Origin of the sequence: Peteryoungia aggregata LMG 23059 (assembly GCF_030814435.1) — a bacterium.
Lineage (GTDB): Bacteria > Pseudomonadota > Alphaproteobacteria > Rhizobiales > Rhizobiaceae > Allorhizobium > Allorhizobium aggregatum.
In genome coordinates, this window is sequence record NZ_JAUSUW010000015.1 from 1 (window position 1) to 16,303 (window position 16,303).

General features: G+C 62.0%; 19 protein-coding genes. 6 read left to right on the forward strand and 13 right to left on the reverse strand.

Features of this window, described 5'->3' with window-relative positions; all coding sequences use genetic code 11:
• Positions 1-134: 134 nt before the first annotated feature.
• The 3 genes from J2045_RS19940 to J2045_RS19950 form a co-directional block, all read right to left on the reverse strand.
• Positions 135-1,160, reverse strand: coding sequence for a GlxA family transcriptional regulator (locus tag J2045_RS19940; protein ID WP_307376258.1), 1,026 nt, complete (start codon positions 1,158-1,160; stop codon positions 135-137).
• A gap of 321 nt (positions 1,161-1,481) precedes the next feature.
• Positions 1,482-1,709 (reverse strand): hypothetical protein, encoded by a 228-nt coding sequence (locus J2045_RS19945; RefSeq protein ID WP_307376262.1) that lies wholly within the window; start codon positions 1,707-1,709, stop codon positions 1,482-1,484.
• 80 nt (positions 1,710-1,789) lie between these two features.
• Positions 1,790-2,002, reverse strand: coding sequence for a hypothetical protein (locus J2045_RS19950; RefSeq protein ID WP_307376265.1), 213 nt, complete (start codon positions 2,000-2,002; stop codon positions 1,790-1,792).
• A gap of 110 nt (positions 2,003-2,112) precedes the next feature.
• Here J2045_RS19950 and J2045_RS19955 point away from each other — a divergent pair, with 110 nt between their 5' ends.
• Together J2045_RS19955 and J2045_RS19960 are read left to right on the forward strand one after the other, a co-directional pair.
• Positions 2,113-3,009 (forward strand): LysR family transcriptional regulator, encoded by an 897-nt coding sequence (locus J2045_RS19955; protein WP_307376267.1) that lies wholly within the window; start codon positions 2,113-2,115, stop codon positions 3,007-3,009.
• 98 nt (positions 3,010-3,107) lie between these two features.
• A complete protein-coding gene (locus J2045_RS19960) occupies positions 3,108-3,542 on the forward strand; it encodes an acyl-CoA thioesterase (RefSeq protein WP_307376269.1) in 435 nt (144 codons plus the stop codon).
• 3 nt (positions 3,543-3,545) lie between these two features.
• Here the strand turns inward: J2045_RS19960 and J2045_RS19965 are convergent, their stop codons facing one another.
• Both J2045_RS19965 and J2045_RS19970 read right to left on the reverse strand, forming a co-directional pair.
• Entirely contained in the window at positions 3,546-4,175 is a 630-nt protein-coding gene (locus J2045_RS19965) for a histidine phosphatase family protein (protein ID WP_307376272.1), read from the reverse strand.
• 45 nt (positions 4,176-4,220) lie between these two features.
• Positions 4,221-4,946 carry a pyridoxamine 5'-phosphate oxidase family protein gene (locus tag J2045_RS19970; RefSeq protein ID WP_307376275.1) on the reverse strand — a complete coding sequence of 242 codons (726 nt, stop codon included), beginning with the start codon at positions 4,944-4,946 and terminating at the stop codon, positions 4,221-4,223.
• A 64-nt stretch (positions 4,947-5,010) separates the two neighbouring features.
• On the opposite strand from J2045_RS19970, the gene pdxR reads away from it, so the two are divergent.
• Positions 5,011-6,414, forward strand: coding sequence for a MocR-like pyridoxine biosynthesis transcription factor PdxR (pdxR, locus tag J2045_RS19975; RefSeq protein WP_307376277.1), 1,404 nt, complete (start codon positions 5,011-5,013; stop codon positions 6,412-6,414).
• 278 nt (positions 6,415-6,692) lie between these two features.
• On the opposite strand, the gene J2045_RS19980 is transcribed toward pdxR, so the two are convergent.
• Positions 6,693-7,301, reverse strand: coding sequence for a TetR/AcrR family transcriptional regulator (locus tag J2045_RS19980; RefSeq protein WP_307376280.1), 609 nt, complete (start codon positions 7,299-7,301; stop codon positions 6,693-6,695).
• A 99-nt stretch (positions 7,302-7,400) separates the two neighbouring features.
• Between J2045_RS19980 and J2045_RS19985 the strand changes: the two genes are divergently transcribed.
• The 3 genes from J2045_RS19985 (at position 7,401) to J2045_RS19995 (ending at position 10,428) form a co-directional block, all read left to right on the forward strand.
• Complete coding sequence (locus J2045_RS19985) at positions 7,401-7,997, forward strand: NAD(P)H-dependent oxidoreductase (protein ID WP_307376283.1); 597 nt, start codon at positions 7,401-7,403, stop codon at positions 7,995-7,997.
• A 126-nt stretch (positions 7,998-8,123) separates the two neighbouring features.
• Positions 8,124-8,915: a helix-turn-helix domain-containing protein gene (locus J2045_RS19990; protein WP_307376285.1), complete on the forward strand. Its 792-nt coding sequence runs from the start codon at positions 8,124-8,126 to the stop codon at positions 8,913-8,915.
• Positions 8,890-10,428 carry a GNAT family N-acetyltransferase gene (locus J2045_RS19995; protein ID WP_307376287.1) on the forward strand — a complete coding sequence of 513 codons (1,539 nt, stop codon included), beginning with the start codon at positions 8,890-8,892 and terminating at the stop codon, positions 10,426-10,428. Before J2045_RS19990 ends, J2045_RS19995 begins: the two co-directional genes overlap by 26 nt.
• 56 nt (positions 10,429-10,484) lie before the next feature.
• Here the strand turns inward: J2045_RS19995 and J2045_RS20000 are convergent, their stop codons facing one another.
• The 7 genes from J2045_RS20000 to J2045_RS20030 form a co-directional block, all read right to left on the reverse strand.
• The gene (locus J2045_RS20000) at positions 10,485-12,518 is read right to left on the reverse strand and encodes an ASKHA domain-containing protein (RefSeq protein WP_307376290.1); all 2,034 of its coding nucleotides are present in this window, start codon (positions 12,516-12,518) and stop codon (positions 10,485-10,487) included.
• A 60-nt stretch (positions 12,519-12,578) separates the two neighbouring features.
• Positions 12,579-12,839: a BrnA antitoxin family protein gene (locus J2045_RS20005; protein ID WP_307376292.1), complete on the reverse strand. Its 261-nt coding sequence runs from the start codon at positions 12,837-12,839 to the stop codon at positions 12,579-12,581.
• Positions 12,826-13,113, reverse strand: a complete 288-nt coding sequence (locus J2045_RS20010; RefSeq protein ID WP_307376294.1) for a BrnT family toxin — start codon at positions 13,111-13,113, stop codon at positions 12,826-12,828. Before J2045_RS20010 ends, J2045_RS20005 begins: the two co-directional genes overlap by 14 nt.
• 54 nt (positions 13,114-13,167) lie before the next feature.
• Positions 13,168-14,142, reverse strand: a complete 975-nt coding sequence (locus J2045_RS20015) for a methyltetrahydrofolate cobalamin methyltransferase (RefSeq protein WP_307376297.1) — start codon at positions 14,140-14,142, stop codon at positions 13,168-13,170.
• 78 nt (positions 14,143-14,220) lie between these two features.
• Positions 14,221-15,318: a methylenetetrahydrofolate reductase gene (locus tag J2045_RS20020; protein WP_307376299.1), complete on the reverse strand. Its 1,098-nt coding sequence runs from the start codon at positions 15,316-15,318 to the stop codon at positions 14,221-14,223.
• 4 nt (positions 15,319-15,322) lie between these two features.
• Positions 15,323-15,922, reverse strand: coding sequence for a methylenetetrahydrofolate reductase C-terminal domain-containing protein (locus tag J2045_RS20025; RefSeq protein WP_307376302.1), 600 nt, complete (start codon positions 15,920-15,922; stop codon positions 15,323-15,325).
• The gene (locus J2045_RS20030; RefSeq protein ID WP_307376304.1) at positions 15,915-16,217 is read right to left on the reverse strand and encodes a virulence factor; all 303 of its coding nucleotides are present in this window, start codon (positions 16,215-16,217) and stop codon (positions 15,915-15,917) included. Before J2045_RS20030 ends, J2045_RS20025 begins: the two co-directional genes overlap by 8 nt.
• Between the last annotated feature and the right edge of the window lie 86 nt (positions 16,218-16,303).

Below are 16,303 nucleotides of genomic sequence, written 5' to 3' on the forward strand. Positions count from 1 at the left end.
GGGCTTAGTGTCCCAAAGAGGCTTCGGTCTCCCATCCGCCACCGCAAAAGGCATTACAGCCTCCAATGCGGATTTTGGGAAGTTACAAAGAGGGAGATCGGACCCCGCTATTGGCTCCGGGTATAGCCGATGGCTTAGACCACAACCCCAGTCCGATTGCTCGACATAGTGAGCTTCCGTTCTGCGCGCTCCTGTTGGGGGGAGCGGTTGTAGAGTTCGCGGTAACACTTGGAGAAGTGCGAGGCGGAGACGAAGCCGCAGGCGACGGCGACTTCGACGACGGGCATGGAGGACTGGACCAGCAGGTGGCGGGCGCGGTCGAGGCGGATTTCGAGATAGTAGCGGGCAGGCGAGCGGCCCATTTCCTGTCTGAACAGCCGCTCGATCTGGCGGCGAGAGAGGCCGGCGTCGTCGGCGATTTCCAAGAGCGACAGCGGCTCTGCGAGATTGGCTTCCATCAGCTCGATGATCTGCAGCACCTTGGAATTCTGCACGCCGAGGCGGGCCCTGAGCGGCAGGCGCTGACGGTCGTTGGCGGAGCGGACGCGGTCGGTCAGGTGCTGTTCGCAGACGCGGTTGACGAGGCCCTCGCCAAAATCCTGGCCGATCAGGTTCAGCATCATGTCGAGCGAGGCTGTGCCGCCGGCGCAGGTGTAGAGATTGCCGTCGACTTCGTAGAGGTCGGCATAGACTTCCGCCTGGGGGAAGGTTTCGGAAAAGCCGGGCAGGTTTTCCCAGTGGATGGCGCAGCGCTTGCCATTCAACAGGCCGGCCTGGGCCAGCACATGGGCGCCCGTACAGAGCGAGCCGACCGCGACATTCCGGTTATAGGCTTCGCGCAGCCAGGCATTGACCGACTTGTTGTTGAACTCCTCGACATAGATGCCGGAACAGACGATCGCCATGTTCGGGCGATTTTCGCCGCCGAGATAACGGCGCTCGTCGGCGAGCGAACCGTTGACCTCGATGCCGATGCCGGAGGAGGAATAGACCTTCTGGCCATCGACGGAGGCCAGGCGCCATTCGTAAGCCGAATAACCCAGCATGCGGTTGGCAATGCGCAGCGTCTCGATGGCGCCGGCAAAGGGCAGAAGGGTGAAATGCGGGACGAGGAAGAAGACGATGGTTCGCTTCTTGGTCTGCGGCTGTATCTTGCTCATGATGGTGCCCTGATGTCCTTGCTGCCGTTCCCTTGTTTTGCCAGCATGCTCCGCCTGAATTGAGCGGCGCGATGGTCGTTTTACGACATTGTCATCAAATCGCGCGCCGCGAAAGCATTCGCGATCGCTAAAGCGCGACATTTTTCGGCATTTTTCAGGCTGCGACGCCGTGAAACGGGCAGGGACGGGCGGCGGGCTTACAGGTGGTTGAAATGTTTCGGCTTCGGGCAATGGGAGCGACGGGCGAGGGCAGGGCGGCTTTCGCCCGTTTGCGACGCGGCGGGGCGGCCGCGTCGCAGGAAGGCCGGTCGGCCAGCGGGCTTAGCGGCTGATGTCGCCGGCAGGCCAGCCGAGATCCTTGCGCAGATCGAAGGGCAGGGCATCGAGGGCGGCCTGATCGAGCCGGCGGCGGCGGCGGGCGGCGATGGCGCAGGCAAAACCCTCAAGGCTGTTTGCGAGGCGGCCGACCGCAGCCTTCACCATCACGCCCGGCGTCGGGGCGGCGGTGGCTGTGCGGGAAAGCGGGGAAACGCTGCAAACCATGGTCATGGTCGTTATCCTTTTGGTTTCGATGGCCCTGTCTTCATCCGTTGGTTGGGGCCTGCTGTGTTGTCTCGCATTCGTTCTCATCAATCAAACGAATGTTTCTGATGCTTATCATTCTGAAAAATGATCGATTGGTGGTGGCGGGTGAGGCCGAGATCATCGCGCAGTGCCGAGGGTAGCGGCGCGAGCAGCTGGCGTGTCACTTCGCGGGTGGCATGGCGGCGGGATCTTGCCAGCAGCATTGCAAGACTGTGGCGCAGGGTATGGCCCAGCGTGTGGAAGGGCTTGGCTGGCATGGGGCATTCCTCCTTTCGCGGTGTGTGAGGAGAAGGATGCGCCTGGATTGACATTCAATCAAACGCAATAGTATCGTCTTCAAGTTCAATTTTGTTGAAGGTCAATCGCCATGACACTCATGCTGCGCCAGCCGCTTCCGCTTCTCGACAATGATGTTCTCAGGACCTTCGTGGCGATTGCCGAAACCGGCAGCTTCACCACCGCCGCCGACCGGGTGTATCGCACGCCGTCTGCGGTCTCGATGCAGATCAAGAAGCTCGAGGAGCAGCTGAATGTGACGCTGTTTCTCCGCGATGCGCGCTCGGTGACGCTGACGGAAAGCGGCGAGGTGTTGTTGCCCTATGCAAGGCGGATGCTGGCGCTCTCGAACGAGGCGGTGGGGCGCTTCCGCATGCCTGAGATGAAGGGGGTCGTCAGGCTCGGCGCGCCCGACGATATCGGCGAGCGTTTCATGCCGACGATCCTGCGCCGCTTTGCCGAGCTCTATCCGCTGATCATGGTGGACCTGACGGTCGACACATCGGGCGCGCTTCGGCGGCGGCTGGCCGAGCAGCGGCTGGATCTGACGCTGGTCAATTGCGCGCCGGGCCAGGTGGTGCATGAGGGCGAGGTGATCCACCAGGAGCAGCTGGTCTGGGCGGGTGCCAAATGCGGCACGGCGCATCTGCGCGATCCCTTGCCCGTGTCGATCTGGGAGGATGGCTGCTGCTGGCGGGCGGATGCGCTGGCGCGGCTCGACAAGGAGAAACGGCCCTACCGGATCGCCTATCTCTCGGCGCATACGATGGCGCAGCGGGCGGCGGTGATTGCGGATCTCGCGGTGGCGCCGCTTCCGCGCAGCTACCTGACCGACGACATGACGGCGCTGGGCTCCAAGCACGGACTGCCGGAGCTCGGGTCCTTCGAGGTCAGGCTTTTGACCGGCAAGGAGACGAGTGAGACGATCCAGGCGGTGGCGGACAGCGTGCGTTATGCGTTTTCGGAGATGATCGGGATGGCGGCGTAAGCGGGTACCCTTGGTAAGTGATTGGCGATTTCTCAAATTAGGGAAATGCCGAATTGAGCGTTGGCCAATCGGTCGTCGGCAGTGGGATTTGAGTGCGGATGAATGATGAGACGAAGGGGCTGCGGCTCGAGGATTTTGCAGGCCAGGCTTACGATAAGCTGCGCTATGGCGATACGGACCGGCAGGGGCATGTCAACAATGCGGTCTTTGCGACCTTCATGGAAACCGGGCGTGTGGAGCTGATCTACAATCCGCAAGATCCGCTGCTGGACGAGGGCTTCTCCTTCGTGCTCGCCAAGCTCGACATCGACTATATCGCGGAGGTGCTCTGGCCTGGCACGGTCGAGATCGGCACGCGGGTGGTGCGTGTCGGGCGGTCGTCGGTGACCATGCAACAGGCAGTGTTCCAGAAGGGCAAGCTGTGTGCGTCGGCGGAGACGGTTGTGGTGCATTTCGACGAGGCCACGCGCAAGTCGCAGGCGTTTTCGGAGGCCCAGCGGGCAAAGCTCGAGGGGTGGATTTCGGCGGGGTGACCGTTAGCGCAGGTCCGCGAGGTGGCTCGTGCCCCCAAGCGTGACCACGGTGCGGCTTTTCCAGAAAGCGTGTTCGGCCAGATGGGTGATGCTGCCGGAGGTGACGGGAAAATTGACCCGCCCGAGGCTTTCGATGGGCATGCCGATCCACCAGGCGAGGACGAAGGTGAGCGAGAAGCCGTGGGTGATGACGATGTGGCAGTCGGCCCGTTCGGCAATGATCTCATCCATGGCGCGGTAGATGCGGGTTGCGGTCTGGCGTCGCGTTTCGGCGCCCTCGATGCCGCCGGTATCATCAAGGCCGCCCTCGTCGGGTACGGGCAGGCGACGGGCGGTGAGCCACGCTTGTGGCTGGCCTTCGGCGACACCGCAGCTCATTTCACGCAGGTCGGAGGTCAGGCGGGGCGCAAGCGAGAGATGCCGGCCGATGATCTCGGCGGTCTCATGGCAGCGCAGCAGGTCGGACGATGTGAGGCTCGGGGTCGTGTCGGCGCAAAGGGCGGCGAGGCGGACGGCGATCGCTTGGGCCTGGCGGCGGCCGCGATCGGTGAGCGGTGTATCGTACCAACCGCCAACGCGGCCTTCGAGATGATGGACCGATTGCGGATGGGTGACGACGTAGAGGGTCTGCATGCGGGGCCTCGCTGCTCTCGGCGGCCCCGCAATCGGAGGCCTTGATCAGCCTTGCTTTTCATAGAGCGCCTGGCTTTCCGTCAAGACCTCGTCCAACTGGCGGCCTTCGGCAAAATGGGCGAGGTGATCGGGATAGGCCACACCTTCCGGCACCTTGGGGCAGATTTCGGGGGCGCGAAGCCTTGTCTCGACCGGGATGACGCCGGCCCAGACACGGGCGTCCACGTCGGCGGGATCGTCGGAGACGCCGCCTGAGCGGATCTTGGCCGAGGCCTCCTCGATGCGCATGCCGATGACCATGGTGCCCTTGGCTTCCTGGGGGTCGTTTTCGCGCAACATGTCGGTGCGGCCGGGATAGAAGCGGTCGACGACGGCCTTGAGGGCCTCCGCCTTCTCCTCCGGGTCGTCGATGATGTGGGCGGTGCCGAAGCACATGGCGGAGCGGTAATTGGCGGAGTGGTGGAAGCCGGAGCGGGCGAGCACCAGGCCGTCGAGATGGGCGACGGTGAGGCAGACGGGGATACCGGCCTTCTGACTCTTCAGCATGCGGCTGGCCGACGAGCCGTGCCAGAACAGCCAGTCGCCGTCGCGCCAGTGGATGGTCGGCGTGCAATAGGGCTGGCCGTCGATGACATAGGCGACGTGACAGAGGAGGGCCGCATCGAGCACGGCATAGACGGCGTCGCGGTCGTAAGCCGCGCGCTCATGCAGGCGCTTTGCCCGGTTGCGCGGGGTGACGGGGAAGGATTGCGGGTCGGGTCTGTCGTTCATGCTTGCCTCCTGACGGCTGATGCGGCAGGGATAATCGGATCAATTGGTCCAAAGAAGATCCACCATGATGCAAAAACTGCGAACCAATTCCGACTGGTCTGCCAGTACGCCCATGCTGCCGGCCAAGGGCCCAAGGCGGCTGGCGCTCTATCGGGCGCTGCGCGGGCTGATCGAGAGCGGCCAGATGAAACCTGGCGACAAGCTGCCGACGACGCGCGACATTGCCGGACGCTTCGGCATTTCGCGCGGGGCGGCGGTTGCGGCCTATGAGATGCTGGTGGCGGACGGGTTTGCCGAGGCGCGGGTGGGAGCGGGGACCTATGTGGCCGAGGCCGTGCCGCTGTTGCCGCTACTAGTGCCCGAGCCGCAGGTGATCGAGGCCGAGGAGGCAAAGCCGCCGCTTCCCGGGGCTCTCGGCTGCTCGACGGCGGACGAGACGACGCTCCGGATTTTTCGCATGCTGATGAACCGGCATCTGACGCAGCCATCGGCGCGGCATTTTCATTACAACGACCCGGCGGGCAGTCTGGCGCTCAGGGTCGAGGTTGCCGCGTACCTTAAGGCGGCGCGCGGGGTGACTTGCGAGCCGGATCAGGTGATCATGACGGCGGGCACGCAGCAGGGGCTGGATCTGGCGGTCAGGGCGCTTCTGAAACCCGGCGACCCCGTCTGGATCGAGGACCCGTGTTATGCCGCCGCCCGCGAACTGTTCGAGGGCACGGGGCTTTGCGTGACGCCGGTGCCCGTCGATGGCGAAGGGATCGATGTGGCCGCGGGGATTGCCGCGCGGCCGGATGCGAAGGCGGTCTATGTGACGCCGTCGCATCAATATCCGCTGGGGGTGACGCTTTCGATGGCCAGGCGGCTGGCGCTCATCGACTGGGCGCGGGCTACGGGCGCCTATATCATCGAGGATGATTACGACAGCGAGTTCCGCTTTGCCGGGCCGCCCTTGAGCGCGCTGCAGGGCATCGATGGCTCGGGCCATGTGATCTATGTCGGCACGTTTTCCAAGACGCTGCTGCCGGGCTTTCGCTTCGGCTATCTCGTGGTGCCCCGGGCCTTGCGTGAGCGGGTGCTGACCATTCGCCGGCTAACGGATCGCTTTCCCTCGACGCTTGCCGAGGATGCGCTGACCGAATTCCTGCGCGACGGGCATTTTTCGGCGCATATCAAGCGGGCGCGCAAGCGGGTGAAGGCGGCGCGGGATGCGCTGGTGGAGGCGCTGCGCTCAGACCGGCTGACGGTGAGCGTGCCGGAGCAGGGCCTGCATCTGGTGGCGGAGCTTGACGGCGCGGAAGACGATGGGGCGCTGGCGCGTGAAGCGCGGGCCGTCGGCTTCGGCGTGAAAGCGCTGTCGCCGCTCTATCACGGAAAGACGAGGCGGCGCGGGCTGGTGGTGGGATTCTCGGGGTTCGAGCCGGATGTGCTGGCGGCGGCGGCGCGGCGGTTTGTGGCGGGGCTTTGAGGCGGTGTCGGCCAGGGTCGCTCTTCTCCCCAGCGGGGAGAAGGTGGCCCGCAGGGCCGGATGAGGGGGGCGCGAAGCGCTGAAGCTGTGCCGTGTAGCCCCCTCATCGCCTCGCATACGCTCGGCACTTCTCCCCGCTGGGGAGAAGAGGGAGCCCGGAACCGCCACCGGTGCCCCCCACACCCAATCGCTCCCTTGTGGGAGAGAAGCCCGTCCTTCGACCGACTGCTGCTGCCGGGTTTTGCTTTTCAATGCATCGGGGGAAAGGCGCTGTCCCTTTAGGCTCCGGCTTTGTGTCGGGCACCGGCGACCCATGTGGCGAGAAAGGCGTTCAGCATGGCATGGGCAGAGTGTTGATCCGGCAGCCAGCCGGACATGCGGAAGACCACGGCTTCATGAAAGAGTGCCTGCGCGCCACGACTGAGCATCAGGGCCTCCTCGGTTGAGATGTCCGGTAGCCGGCTGAGGAAAAGGTCGGCGACCTGGGCCTCCAGATCGCGACAGATGACCAGGAAAGCCTCGGTATAGGTGCCGGCCGTCAGCCCCGACTGGCTCAGATAGAGGCGCGCGAAATCCGGCTCGCGACCGAAATAGGCAAGCCAGGGATCGAACAGGCGCTTGAGTTTCTCTTCAAGCGTCAGATCGTCATCCTGGGTCAGGCTTTCGCGCCCCCGCCTTGCCAGCGCCTCGATTTCGGCAAGGCCAAGGGCTGCCAGCAAATTCGCTTTGTCGCCGAAATGGGCAAAGACGCTAGACTTCGCCACTTTGGCAGCTACGGCGATCTGGTCGATGCTGGTCGGCTCAAAGCCCTGGCGGGCGAAGAGGTCTCGCGCGGCGGCGAGGATCTGATCGCGGGTCTGGCGGCTGCGTTGCTGGCTGAGCTTCATCGACGATTCCTTTTCCAGCAGCCTAGCGCGGCAAATTACTTGACCGTGGTCATTTTATAAAGCATATCCTGACCACGGTCACAAAATAAGGAGCCTGCGATGTCCTTCCTGTCCAAGACGGCCCAACCGTCGCGCCTGCTTGTGCTGAACGGCAATCCGGCCCGCGACACGCTGTGCGGAGCGATGGCCGAAAGGATCGCTGATGTGGCGCGCAAGCGGGGCCAGACCGTGCGGCTGGTGCATCTCGAAGATCTCGATTTCGACGCCAATCTGCGCCAGGGCTATCGCGCCCGGATGGACTGGGAGCCGGATCTGGCCGCACTGGCCGACAGCCTCACCTGGTGCGACCGGCTGGTGATCGTGCATCCGCTCTGGTGGGGTTCGGCCCCGGGCAAGCTGAAAGGTCTGTTCGACCGGCTGCTGATGCCGGGCTTCGGCTTTGAGTATGTCGAGGGCAAGGCGTTCCCGAAGCCGCTGCTGGCAGGCCGCAAGGCGCGCGTGGTCATGACGTCGGACACGCCGACCTTTTTCCTCAAATGGGTCTATGGCAATGGCTGGGTGAAGGTGCTGCGGCGGCAGATTCTTGGCTTTTGCGGCTTCAAGGATTTGAAGGTGAAGTATTTCGGCCCGGTACGTGGGGCCAAGCCCGAGGCGCTTGCGAAGATGGTGGAGGATGCGGCGGGGATTTTGGGGTGAGTTCCACGCTTAAACCCCGGTAGCGCCACGGTACCCGGACACGAAATTGACCATTCCGTCTAACGATTATTCCTTGTAGGGAATGCTGGTCTGAGTTACTAGATTCTACAACATGGAGTAGCAGAAATGGGAAGGCTGACGGGAAAAGTGATTGAGGCTTCGGCCGCTACCGAAATGCGTCAGGGCCACGCTGCTGGTATCGATCTGCGCCGTCTCCGTCTTCTGTCTGGCCTGACACAGGCCGAAATGGCCGCTCGTATGAATGTTCAGCAAGCCGCTATCTCGAAACTGGAGAAAGGTGGGGAGGTGTATCTTTCTACCGTGCAGCGGTACGTTGAAGCTCTGGGTGCATCGTTGCGTGTCGATGCCGTATTTCCGGCGGACGCCCGCATCGTTCTTCGGATACGTGAGGGGTTTGAACTTGAGTATGGTCACGACGACCAACTTGTTTTTCCGATTTTGGCAGATGAGCCTTTTCGTGCCCAGCGGGACGTAGTGCTTTCTATACGACCGCAATACTCTGAGAAGATTTTGGATGGACAGAAAACGGTTGAACTGCGCCGGAGGTTTCCGGTTTCGGCGCCCAGTGGAACAGTGGCCTACATTTATTCGACATCGCCGGTTCGCGCTATTGTAGGCATTGCTGAAATCCGGGACGTTCTTAAACTCCCGGTTAAGCAAATTTGGTCTGAATTCGAAGATGCCGCATCAATCGAGCGAGGCGACTTCGACAACTATTTTCAGGGAGTGGATTTTGGCTTCGTGCTGATGTTCGAAGACGTGAAGCCTTTTTCCAGGCCTGTGCCCCTTTCAGAACTTCGCGAAAAGTATGGTTTCGAACCACCGCAGTCATTTTTATACGCGAGCCGCGATCTGCGAAAGGCCCTGAGAGATGAGGCAACAGTCGTATCTCATTGATACGAACATTCTAATCGGCTTGGAGGACTATCGCGCGGTAGAGTCTGCCTACGCTAAATTTTCAAGCCTTGCAGCCGCGCATAAAATCACGATTTTTGTTCACGAAGCCGCTCGCGATGACATTGCCCGAGATCGGAATTCGGAACGACGGCGCATCTCGCTCAGCAAGATCTCCAAATACCGGATCTTTGAGAAGCAACGTGGCTTGAGTCAAACGGAGCTCGAGGCTGATTTTGGTCCATTGAAGCGGCCCAATGATTTGGTAGACGCGACTCTCCTTCATGCTTTGAGGAGTGACGCTGTGGATTTTCTTGTCACTCAGGATAAGGGCCTCCATGAGCGTGCATTAAGGTACTCTGCTGAGCTTGGCCGGCGCGTCTTGTTCGTTGGGGATGCCGTCGACCTTCTCACGCAGACATATGAGCCAAAGCAAGTTCCAATTCGCCATGTGGCTGAAGTCGAAGCGCATACAATCAACCACAAAGACAGATTTTTCGACAGTTTAAGGGAAGGCTATCCGGAATTCGACGATTGGTGGCGTGAAAAATGCGTGCGCCAACACCGCCCATGCTGGGTTGTCTACGATGACGACGAACTGGCCGGCTTGATAGTCCGAAAGGACGAGTCTGCTATGGATACCGATGCCGCCACGAAAGCTGACAAGATCCTCAAAATCTGCACTTTCAAAGTGGCGCCCGACAAGCGCGGCGTCAAACTTGGTGAGTTGCTTCTAAAACAAGTTCTTTGGTACGCCCAACGTAATGGGTACAAGCTAGCGTACCTTACCACTTATAGCGACCAGGTGGCATTGATAAACCTTCTAGAATTCTACGGCTTTTACAAAGCTGGAAGTAAACCCGACGGTGAACTGATATATGAGCGTTCATTCTCGTCCACCAAGCTAGTTGACGATCCTAGCGTTACCGTTTTCGAGGCCGCTCGAAAAAATTATCCGCGCTTTCTTGTGACTGATAAAGTCCGTGGTTTTGGAATTCCGATAAAGGAGGACTACCACGATACGTTGTATCCTGACTTGTGGAAGCCGATGCAGCGAGACTTATTCCTCGGCGCTTCGCGGGCCGACCGTCCGTCGCGGCCGGGCAATACGATTCGCAAAGTGTACCTCTGCAGAGCGCCATCTAATCTGGGCGATTCTGGCTCGCTACTTTTCTTTTATAAAGGAGCATCTAAAGAAAAACCTTCGCAGGCCATAACGACCCTTGGCATTCTTGAAAGCGTAACCCTCGCCAACTCAACAAGGGAACTGATGCAACTCACTGGCGGTCGATCTGTTTACAGTGAACTACAGCTGCAAGAGTGGGGTGCAACGAATGAGCGGCCTGTAAAAGTTATAAACTACTTATTAGTTGCGTACTTGGAACCTCCGGTTACCCTAAAAGAGCTGAGAGAGTTGGGCGTAGTAAACGACAATCCGCAACAATCTATCTACGAGATTCGATCTGATATTCTCAGGCGGCTCCTTGAGCGCTGCAATCTGGAGTTTAAAGTTTAGAAAATCACAAACGGCGCTGATTGAATTTTCCAGGATTCAGCACCTATCTCTCAGCCCTACTCCCGCGACCTCCGCCGTCTCCGCCCGCCGCCGTCTCCATCGCCCTCCGCCAGAACCTTCCGCTCCGGCAGCGTCACGACGCTCGCCAGCTTCGGGAAGGGATCGACCTTGTTCGGCAGCGCCATGGCGTCGATGAAGAGTTGCTGGAAATGCGGCTCCAGCGCCGTTTCGATCTTTTCGATGCGCGTGACGGTGTCCTCGATTTCGCGGCGATGGTCACGGTTGAGGAGGGCCATCAGGGCGCCGGTGCCGGCGGCGTTGCCGACGGCTTTGACTTCCGAGAGTTCACAATCGGGGATCAGGCCGAGCACCATCGCGTATTTCGGATCGATGAAGGAGCCGAAGGCGCCGGCGAAGCGGATGGTGTCGACGGTTTCGACTTCGAGCTTTTCCATCAGCAGCTTGATGCCGGCGTAAAGGGCTGCTTTCGCGAGCTGGATGGCGCGCACGTCGTTCTGCGTCACCGTGATCTTCTGGGCGCCGTCATGCAGCAGGTAGGAGAAGGTGCGGCCGTTTTCGAGGATGCGGGGGCTTTTGGCGGCCATCGCGCCATCGACCACGCCATCGGCGGAGATGACGCCGGAGAGATACATTTCGGCGACGACTTCGATGATCGCCGAGCCGCAGATGCCGGTGATGCCGGTCTTTTCGGCGGCCTCAGTGAAACCGTCCTCATCCGACCACTGCTCGACGCCGATGACCTTGAAACGGGGTTCCAGCGTTTCAGGGTCGATGCGGACGCGTTCGATGGCGCCGGGGGCGGCGCGCTGGCCGCAGGAGATTTCAGCGCCTTCGAAGGCGGGACCTGTCGGCGAGGAGGCGGCAACGGTGCGCTCGCGGTTACCAAGCACGATCTCGGCATTGGTGCCGACATCGACCATCAGCATCATCTTGTCCTGGCGGTGCGGGCCTTCCGACAGCGTCGCGCCGGCGGCGTCAGCACCGACATGGCCGGCGATGCAGGGGAGCAGATAGGTGCGGGCGCCGGGGTTGAGCGATAGTTCGATGTCCAGTGCCTTGCAGGAGATCGCGCCGGATACGGCCAGCGCAAAGGGCGCCTGGCCAAGCTCGGTCGGGTCGATGCCGAGGAAGAGGTGGTGCATGATCGGGTTGGCGACGAAGACAGCATCCAGAATGTCCGTGCGGGCGACGCCGCCGGAGGCGCAGACCTGGTCGACGAGCTCGGACACGGCCTGGCGGACGGCCTTGGTCATGGCTTCGCGGCCATCGGGGTTCATCATCACATAGGAGACGCGGCTCATCAGATCCTCGCCGAAGCGGATCTGCGGGTTGGACGCGCCGGAGGAGGCGACGATGCGGCCAGACAAGAGCGAGACGAGATGCATGGCAATCGTCGTCGAGCCGATGTCGCAGGCGATGCCATAGGCCTCGTTGTGCAGGCCGGGCCAGAGCGCAATCACCGTCGGGCGCGAGGTAACGCTGTCGCGGTGGATGGCGGCGGTGACGGTGAAGTTTTCCTTGCGCAGGATCTTCTGCGCCTGGGCTAAGAGATAGGGCTCGATCTGCAGATCGGTGTAACCCCAGTCCCTTTCCAGCATGACCTTCATGCGGTCGAGATCACCCAGCGGCTTGTGCATGTCGGGTTCGTCGACCTCGACATAGCAGAGATGGACGGCTGGGTTGCGCTCGATGACGCGGTCGGAGGCTGCCTTGCGCACGACCTGGGCATTGACCACGGCATCCTGCGGCACGTCGACGACGAGGTCGCCCTGGATGGTGGCCGAACAGGAGAGACGGCGGCCTTGCGGGATGGTGCGGACTTCGGCGTAGCGCTTTTCCTTGGGGCCGACGGGCGAGATGTGGTCGTTGGACGAGGTGATGCCGTGTTTGGCGAACTGGCCTTCCTGGACCTCGATCTGGCAGCGCCCGCAGGTGGCGCGGCCGCCACAGACGCTCTCGACATAGACGCCGAGCGTGCGGGCCGCCTCCAGCACGGAGGTGCCGACGGGGAAATGGCCACGCTTGCCGGAGGGCATGAAGAGGACGAGGGGATCTGCGGTCTCGGTCATCAGGGTCTTTCGGTAAGTGGGGGTGATCCCCGGTGTCATGCTGGTCCGGCCTTGGCCGTTTTACTTGGCGACCGTCTTTTCCAAGGCCTCTCGGATCAGGCGGGTGTACGGAATACCCCTTTCCTGTGCCTTGGCCTTGATCGCCGAAAGCAGGGCTTCCGGCAGTCTCATGTTCAGTTGTGCCGACTTCTTCTCGAACTCGAACTGGACCGGCTTGAAGCCGGACAGGTCGTATTCGGAAAGGTCTGCAGTGTCGACGAAGGCCTCAGCCTCCTCGTCAGAATGCAGGACCGGCATCTGCTTGCCCTTACCGTTGCTCATAGCGCCTGATCTCCCGTTCGTGCATGTAACGCGCGCTGATGGGTCGGATGAGAATTCCGAGCTCGGTCTCGCGCAAGGTGAAGACGACGAAGACGTACCGGCCTTCCGCAGTGGTTCCGATCGCACGCTTTCGGTCTTCGCCGACCGTGGGGTCGGGGTAGACGGAAGGCGTCCTCATGAACACCTGCTCGATTTCCGGCATTGTCAGGCCATGCCTGGCACATTTTGGCCAGTTGCCGCTGTCCCAATCAAAGCCGGAAATCGATCGCTTCATCTCTCCATACTACACGTTTGTATAGGCAAATGTAAAACGGAAGGGTGTATGCTGTTACTCCGTCGCAGCACCGCCACCGACACGCGCGGCACGGCCGCCGCGGCGACCGCCGCCGGTTGAGGCAGAGGCCGGGGCTGCGGCGGGGGCTGCATGGGCGCCGCCTTCGGCGGGCTTGTAGTCGCGGTAGGTCTTGATCCAGTTGTAGCAATTCTCGTCGGTGCCGTTCAGCACGTTGGCAGCGCGGACGGCTTCCATTTCCTGCGGGCGGCAGGGGTTCATGATGGCGGAGGTCATGCCGGCGCCGATGACCATCGGGATGAAGCCGGCATTGATGCCATGGCGATGGGGCAGGCCGAAGGAGATGTTGGAGAGGCCGCAGGTGGTGTTGACCTTCAGCTCTTCGCGCAGCCGCCGGATGAGGGCGAAGACCTGGAGGCCTGCCGAGCCGATGGCGCCGATCGGCATGACCAGCGGGTCGACGACGATGTCATGCGGCTTGATGCCGTAATCCATAGCGCGCTCGACGATCTTCTTGGCGACGGCGAAGCGGACGTCCGGATCCTGGGAGATGCCGGTTTCGTCGTTGGAGATGGCGACCACGGGTACATTGTATTTGGCGCAGAGTGGCAGGATGGCTTCGAGCTTCTCTTCCTCGCCGGTGACGGAATTGACCAGCGGGCGGCCCTTGGCGACCTTCAGTGCTGCCTCGATGGCGGCGGTGACTGATGAGTCGATCGCGAGCGGCACGTCGACCAGGCCCTGGACGATTTCCATGGTCTGGACGAGCAGGCCGGGCTCGGTTTCGTTCGGGTTGACGGAGGTCACGCCGGCATTGATGTCGAGCATGGTGGCGCCGGCGGCGACCTGTTCCAGCGCATCCTTGATGACGGTCTCGAAATTGCCGGCCTGCATTTCGGCGGCGAGCTTCTTGCGACCCGTCGGGTTGATGCGCTCGCCGATGACGCAGAAGGGCTGGTCGAAACCGATGATGATTTCCTTGGTGGCGGATGCGACGATGGTGCGGGTCATTTCAGTCCTCCGGTCGATGCCGGCTCTCGCACGGCGGGAATGGGATGTGCCGGCAATTGCCGGGAAAAAGCAATGCGGTCAGTGGGTTTGCGAATGGGCCGCGCGGCCGGCCATTTCCTGCTGGTCCTGGACGGGATCGGCGCCGATTTCGCGCATGCGCTGGGCGGCGATGTCATCGGCGCGGGCATGTTCGCGCTTCCAGGGCTGGCGGCCTTTCAGGATGCCGGATTCGTGGACGATCTCGGCGACATATTCCTCCTGGCGATAGGCCATGACATGCACGCCGGAGACGCCCTCGATCTCCTTCACCTCGTTGATGATGTCGATGCAGAGCTGCTTGCCTTCCTTCTTCTGGTCGGCAGCGCCTTCGAGGCGGGCGATCACATGGTCTGGAATGTGGATGCCGGGCACGTTGGAGCGGATCCACTTGGCGGTCTTGGCCGAGGCAAGCGGGCCGACGCCGACCAGAATGTAGCATTTCTCGTGGAAGCCCAGGTCGCGGACCTTCGCCATGTAATCGCGGAACATCGGCACGTCGAAGCAGTACTGGCTCTGGACGAACTGGGCGCCGGCCTCGATCTTTTTGCCCAGGCGATAGGGGCGGAAGTCGTAAGGCGGGGCGAAGGGGTTGATGGCCGCGCCGAGGAAGACCTTCGGCGGCGTGGTCAGCTTGCGGCCGGAGAGGAATTTCGATTCGTCGCGCATGGTGCGCACGGTTTCCAAGAGCGACATGCAGTCGAGGTCGAAAACGGGCTTGGCGCCCGGCTGGTCGCCGGCCTGTACGCCGTCGCCGGTGAGGCACATGATGTTGGCAACGCCCATTGCGGCAGCACCGAGCACGTCGCCCTGGATGGCGATGCGGTTCTTGTCGCGGCAGGCGATCTGCATGATCGGGGCATAGCCCATGCGGGTGAGGAGCGCGCAGATGCCGACGGAGGACATATGGCAGTTGGCGCCTGATGCGTCGACCGCGTTGATTCCGTCCACCCAGCCGTCGAAGACCTTGGCGCGCTCATAGACGTCTTCCGGGTCAGCGCTGTCGGGCGGGTTGAGTTCAGCGGTGACGGCGAACTCGCCGCGGCGCAGAACGCGTTCCAGGCGGCCGAGCGAGGAGTGGCCGGGCAGGGGATCGAGCGGCAGGTGGACGCCAAGCGGATTTTCGTCGATCTGGGCCATGCTCTCAGACTTCCTTTGCCGTCTGTTTTTCCCGCTCGGCGGCGGCTTCTGCCGTGACGCGCAGCCAGGAGGATGTTTCGCGCAGCGACTGGTTGACCGGCTTCTGCACCTTCAGGATCGCGTCGCCGGCGACCATGTTGCGCGAGCCGTTCCAGGCCTGGACCCAGACGCAGGGCATGTCGGGCTCGACTTCACAATTGCCATTGGCGCGCACGCCACCGCAGGGGCCATTGCGCAGCTGCTTGGGACAGTTCATCGGGCAGGACATGCCGGTCGAAGACAGCACGCACTGGCCGCACATGCGACAGTCGAAGAGAAGACCCTTCACATTGCGCTCGACGAAGGTGACCGGGGTTTCGACGCGGTTATATCCGAGCTTCTTCCAGACCGGATGGAGGAAGAGGAAGGCATTGGCGAAATTGCGGTAGAACCATTCGAGGAAGCGCGAATTGCGCACGGCCCAGAGGCGGATGGTGTAGGAGCGACGGGCGCGGCGGTTGGGCGAAACGCCCGCCGGTGTGAAGGCCCCGGTCTTTGCCTTGGCGGCCGGGGCAGCATTGCCTTTTTTCGGCGGGCCGGGATCGACGAGTACGGGCTCAGCCATTGTCGCGGCCTCCGGCATGGACGAGGGCAACGAGGCGGGCCTTGTCGTAAGCGGCCTCGATCTCGGCCGCAGCGGCATCGGCTTCCGCTTCCAGGTCGTCACCAACAGGCAGCGGATCGGCCTTGCGCCAGTCGGCGAGATAGGCGTCGGTTTCGGCAGCGCCGGAGCGCATGGCGGCCATGTCGATGGCCTCGGTGAAGCGCAGCGACAGCTCGCGCTTGGCGGACTTGCGTCCCTGCTTGACGATTACCTGGGCCGGAATATCGCGCCAGTAAACGACGATCTTGTCTGCCATGCCACTCTCTCCCTTTGAGGCCAGAATGCACGGGGGGCATTCGCCGGACTGCGCTTTTCACGACGTCGCTTGTCGCCAAAAACGAC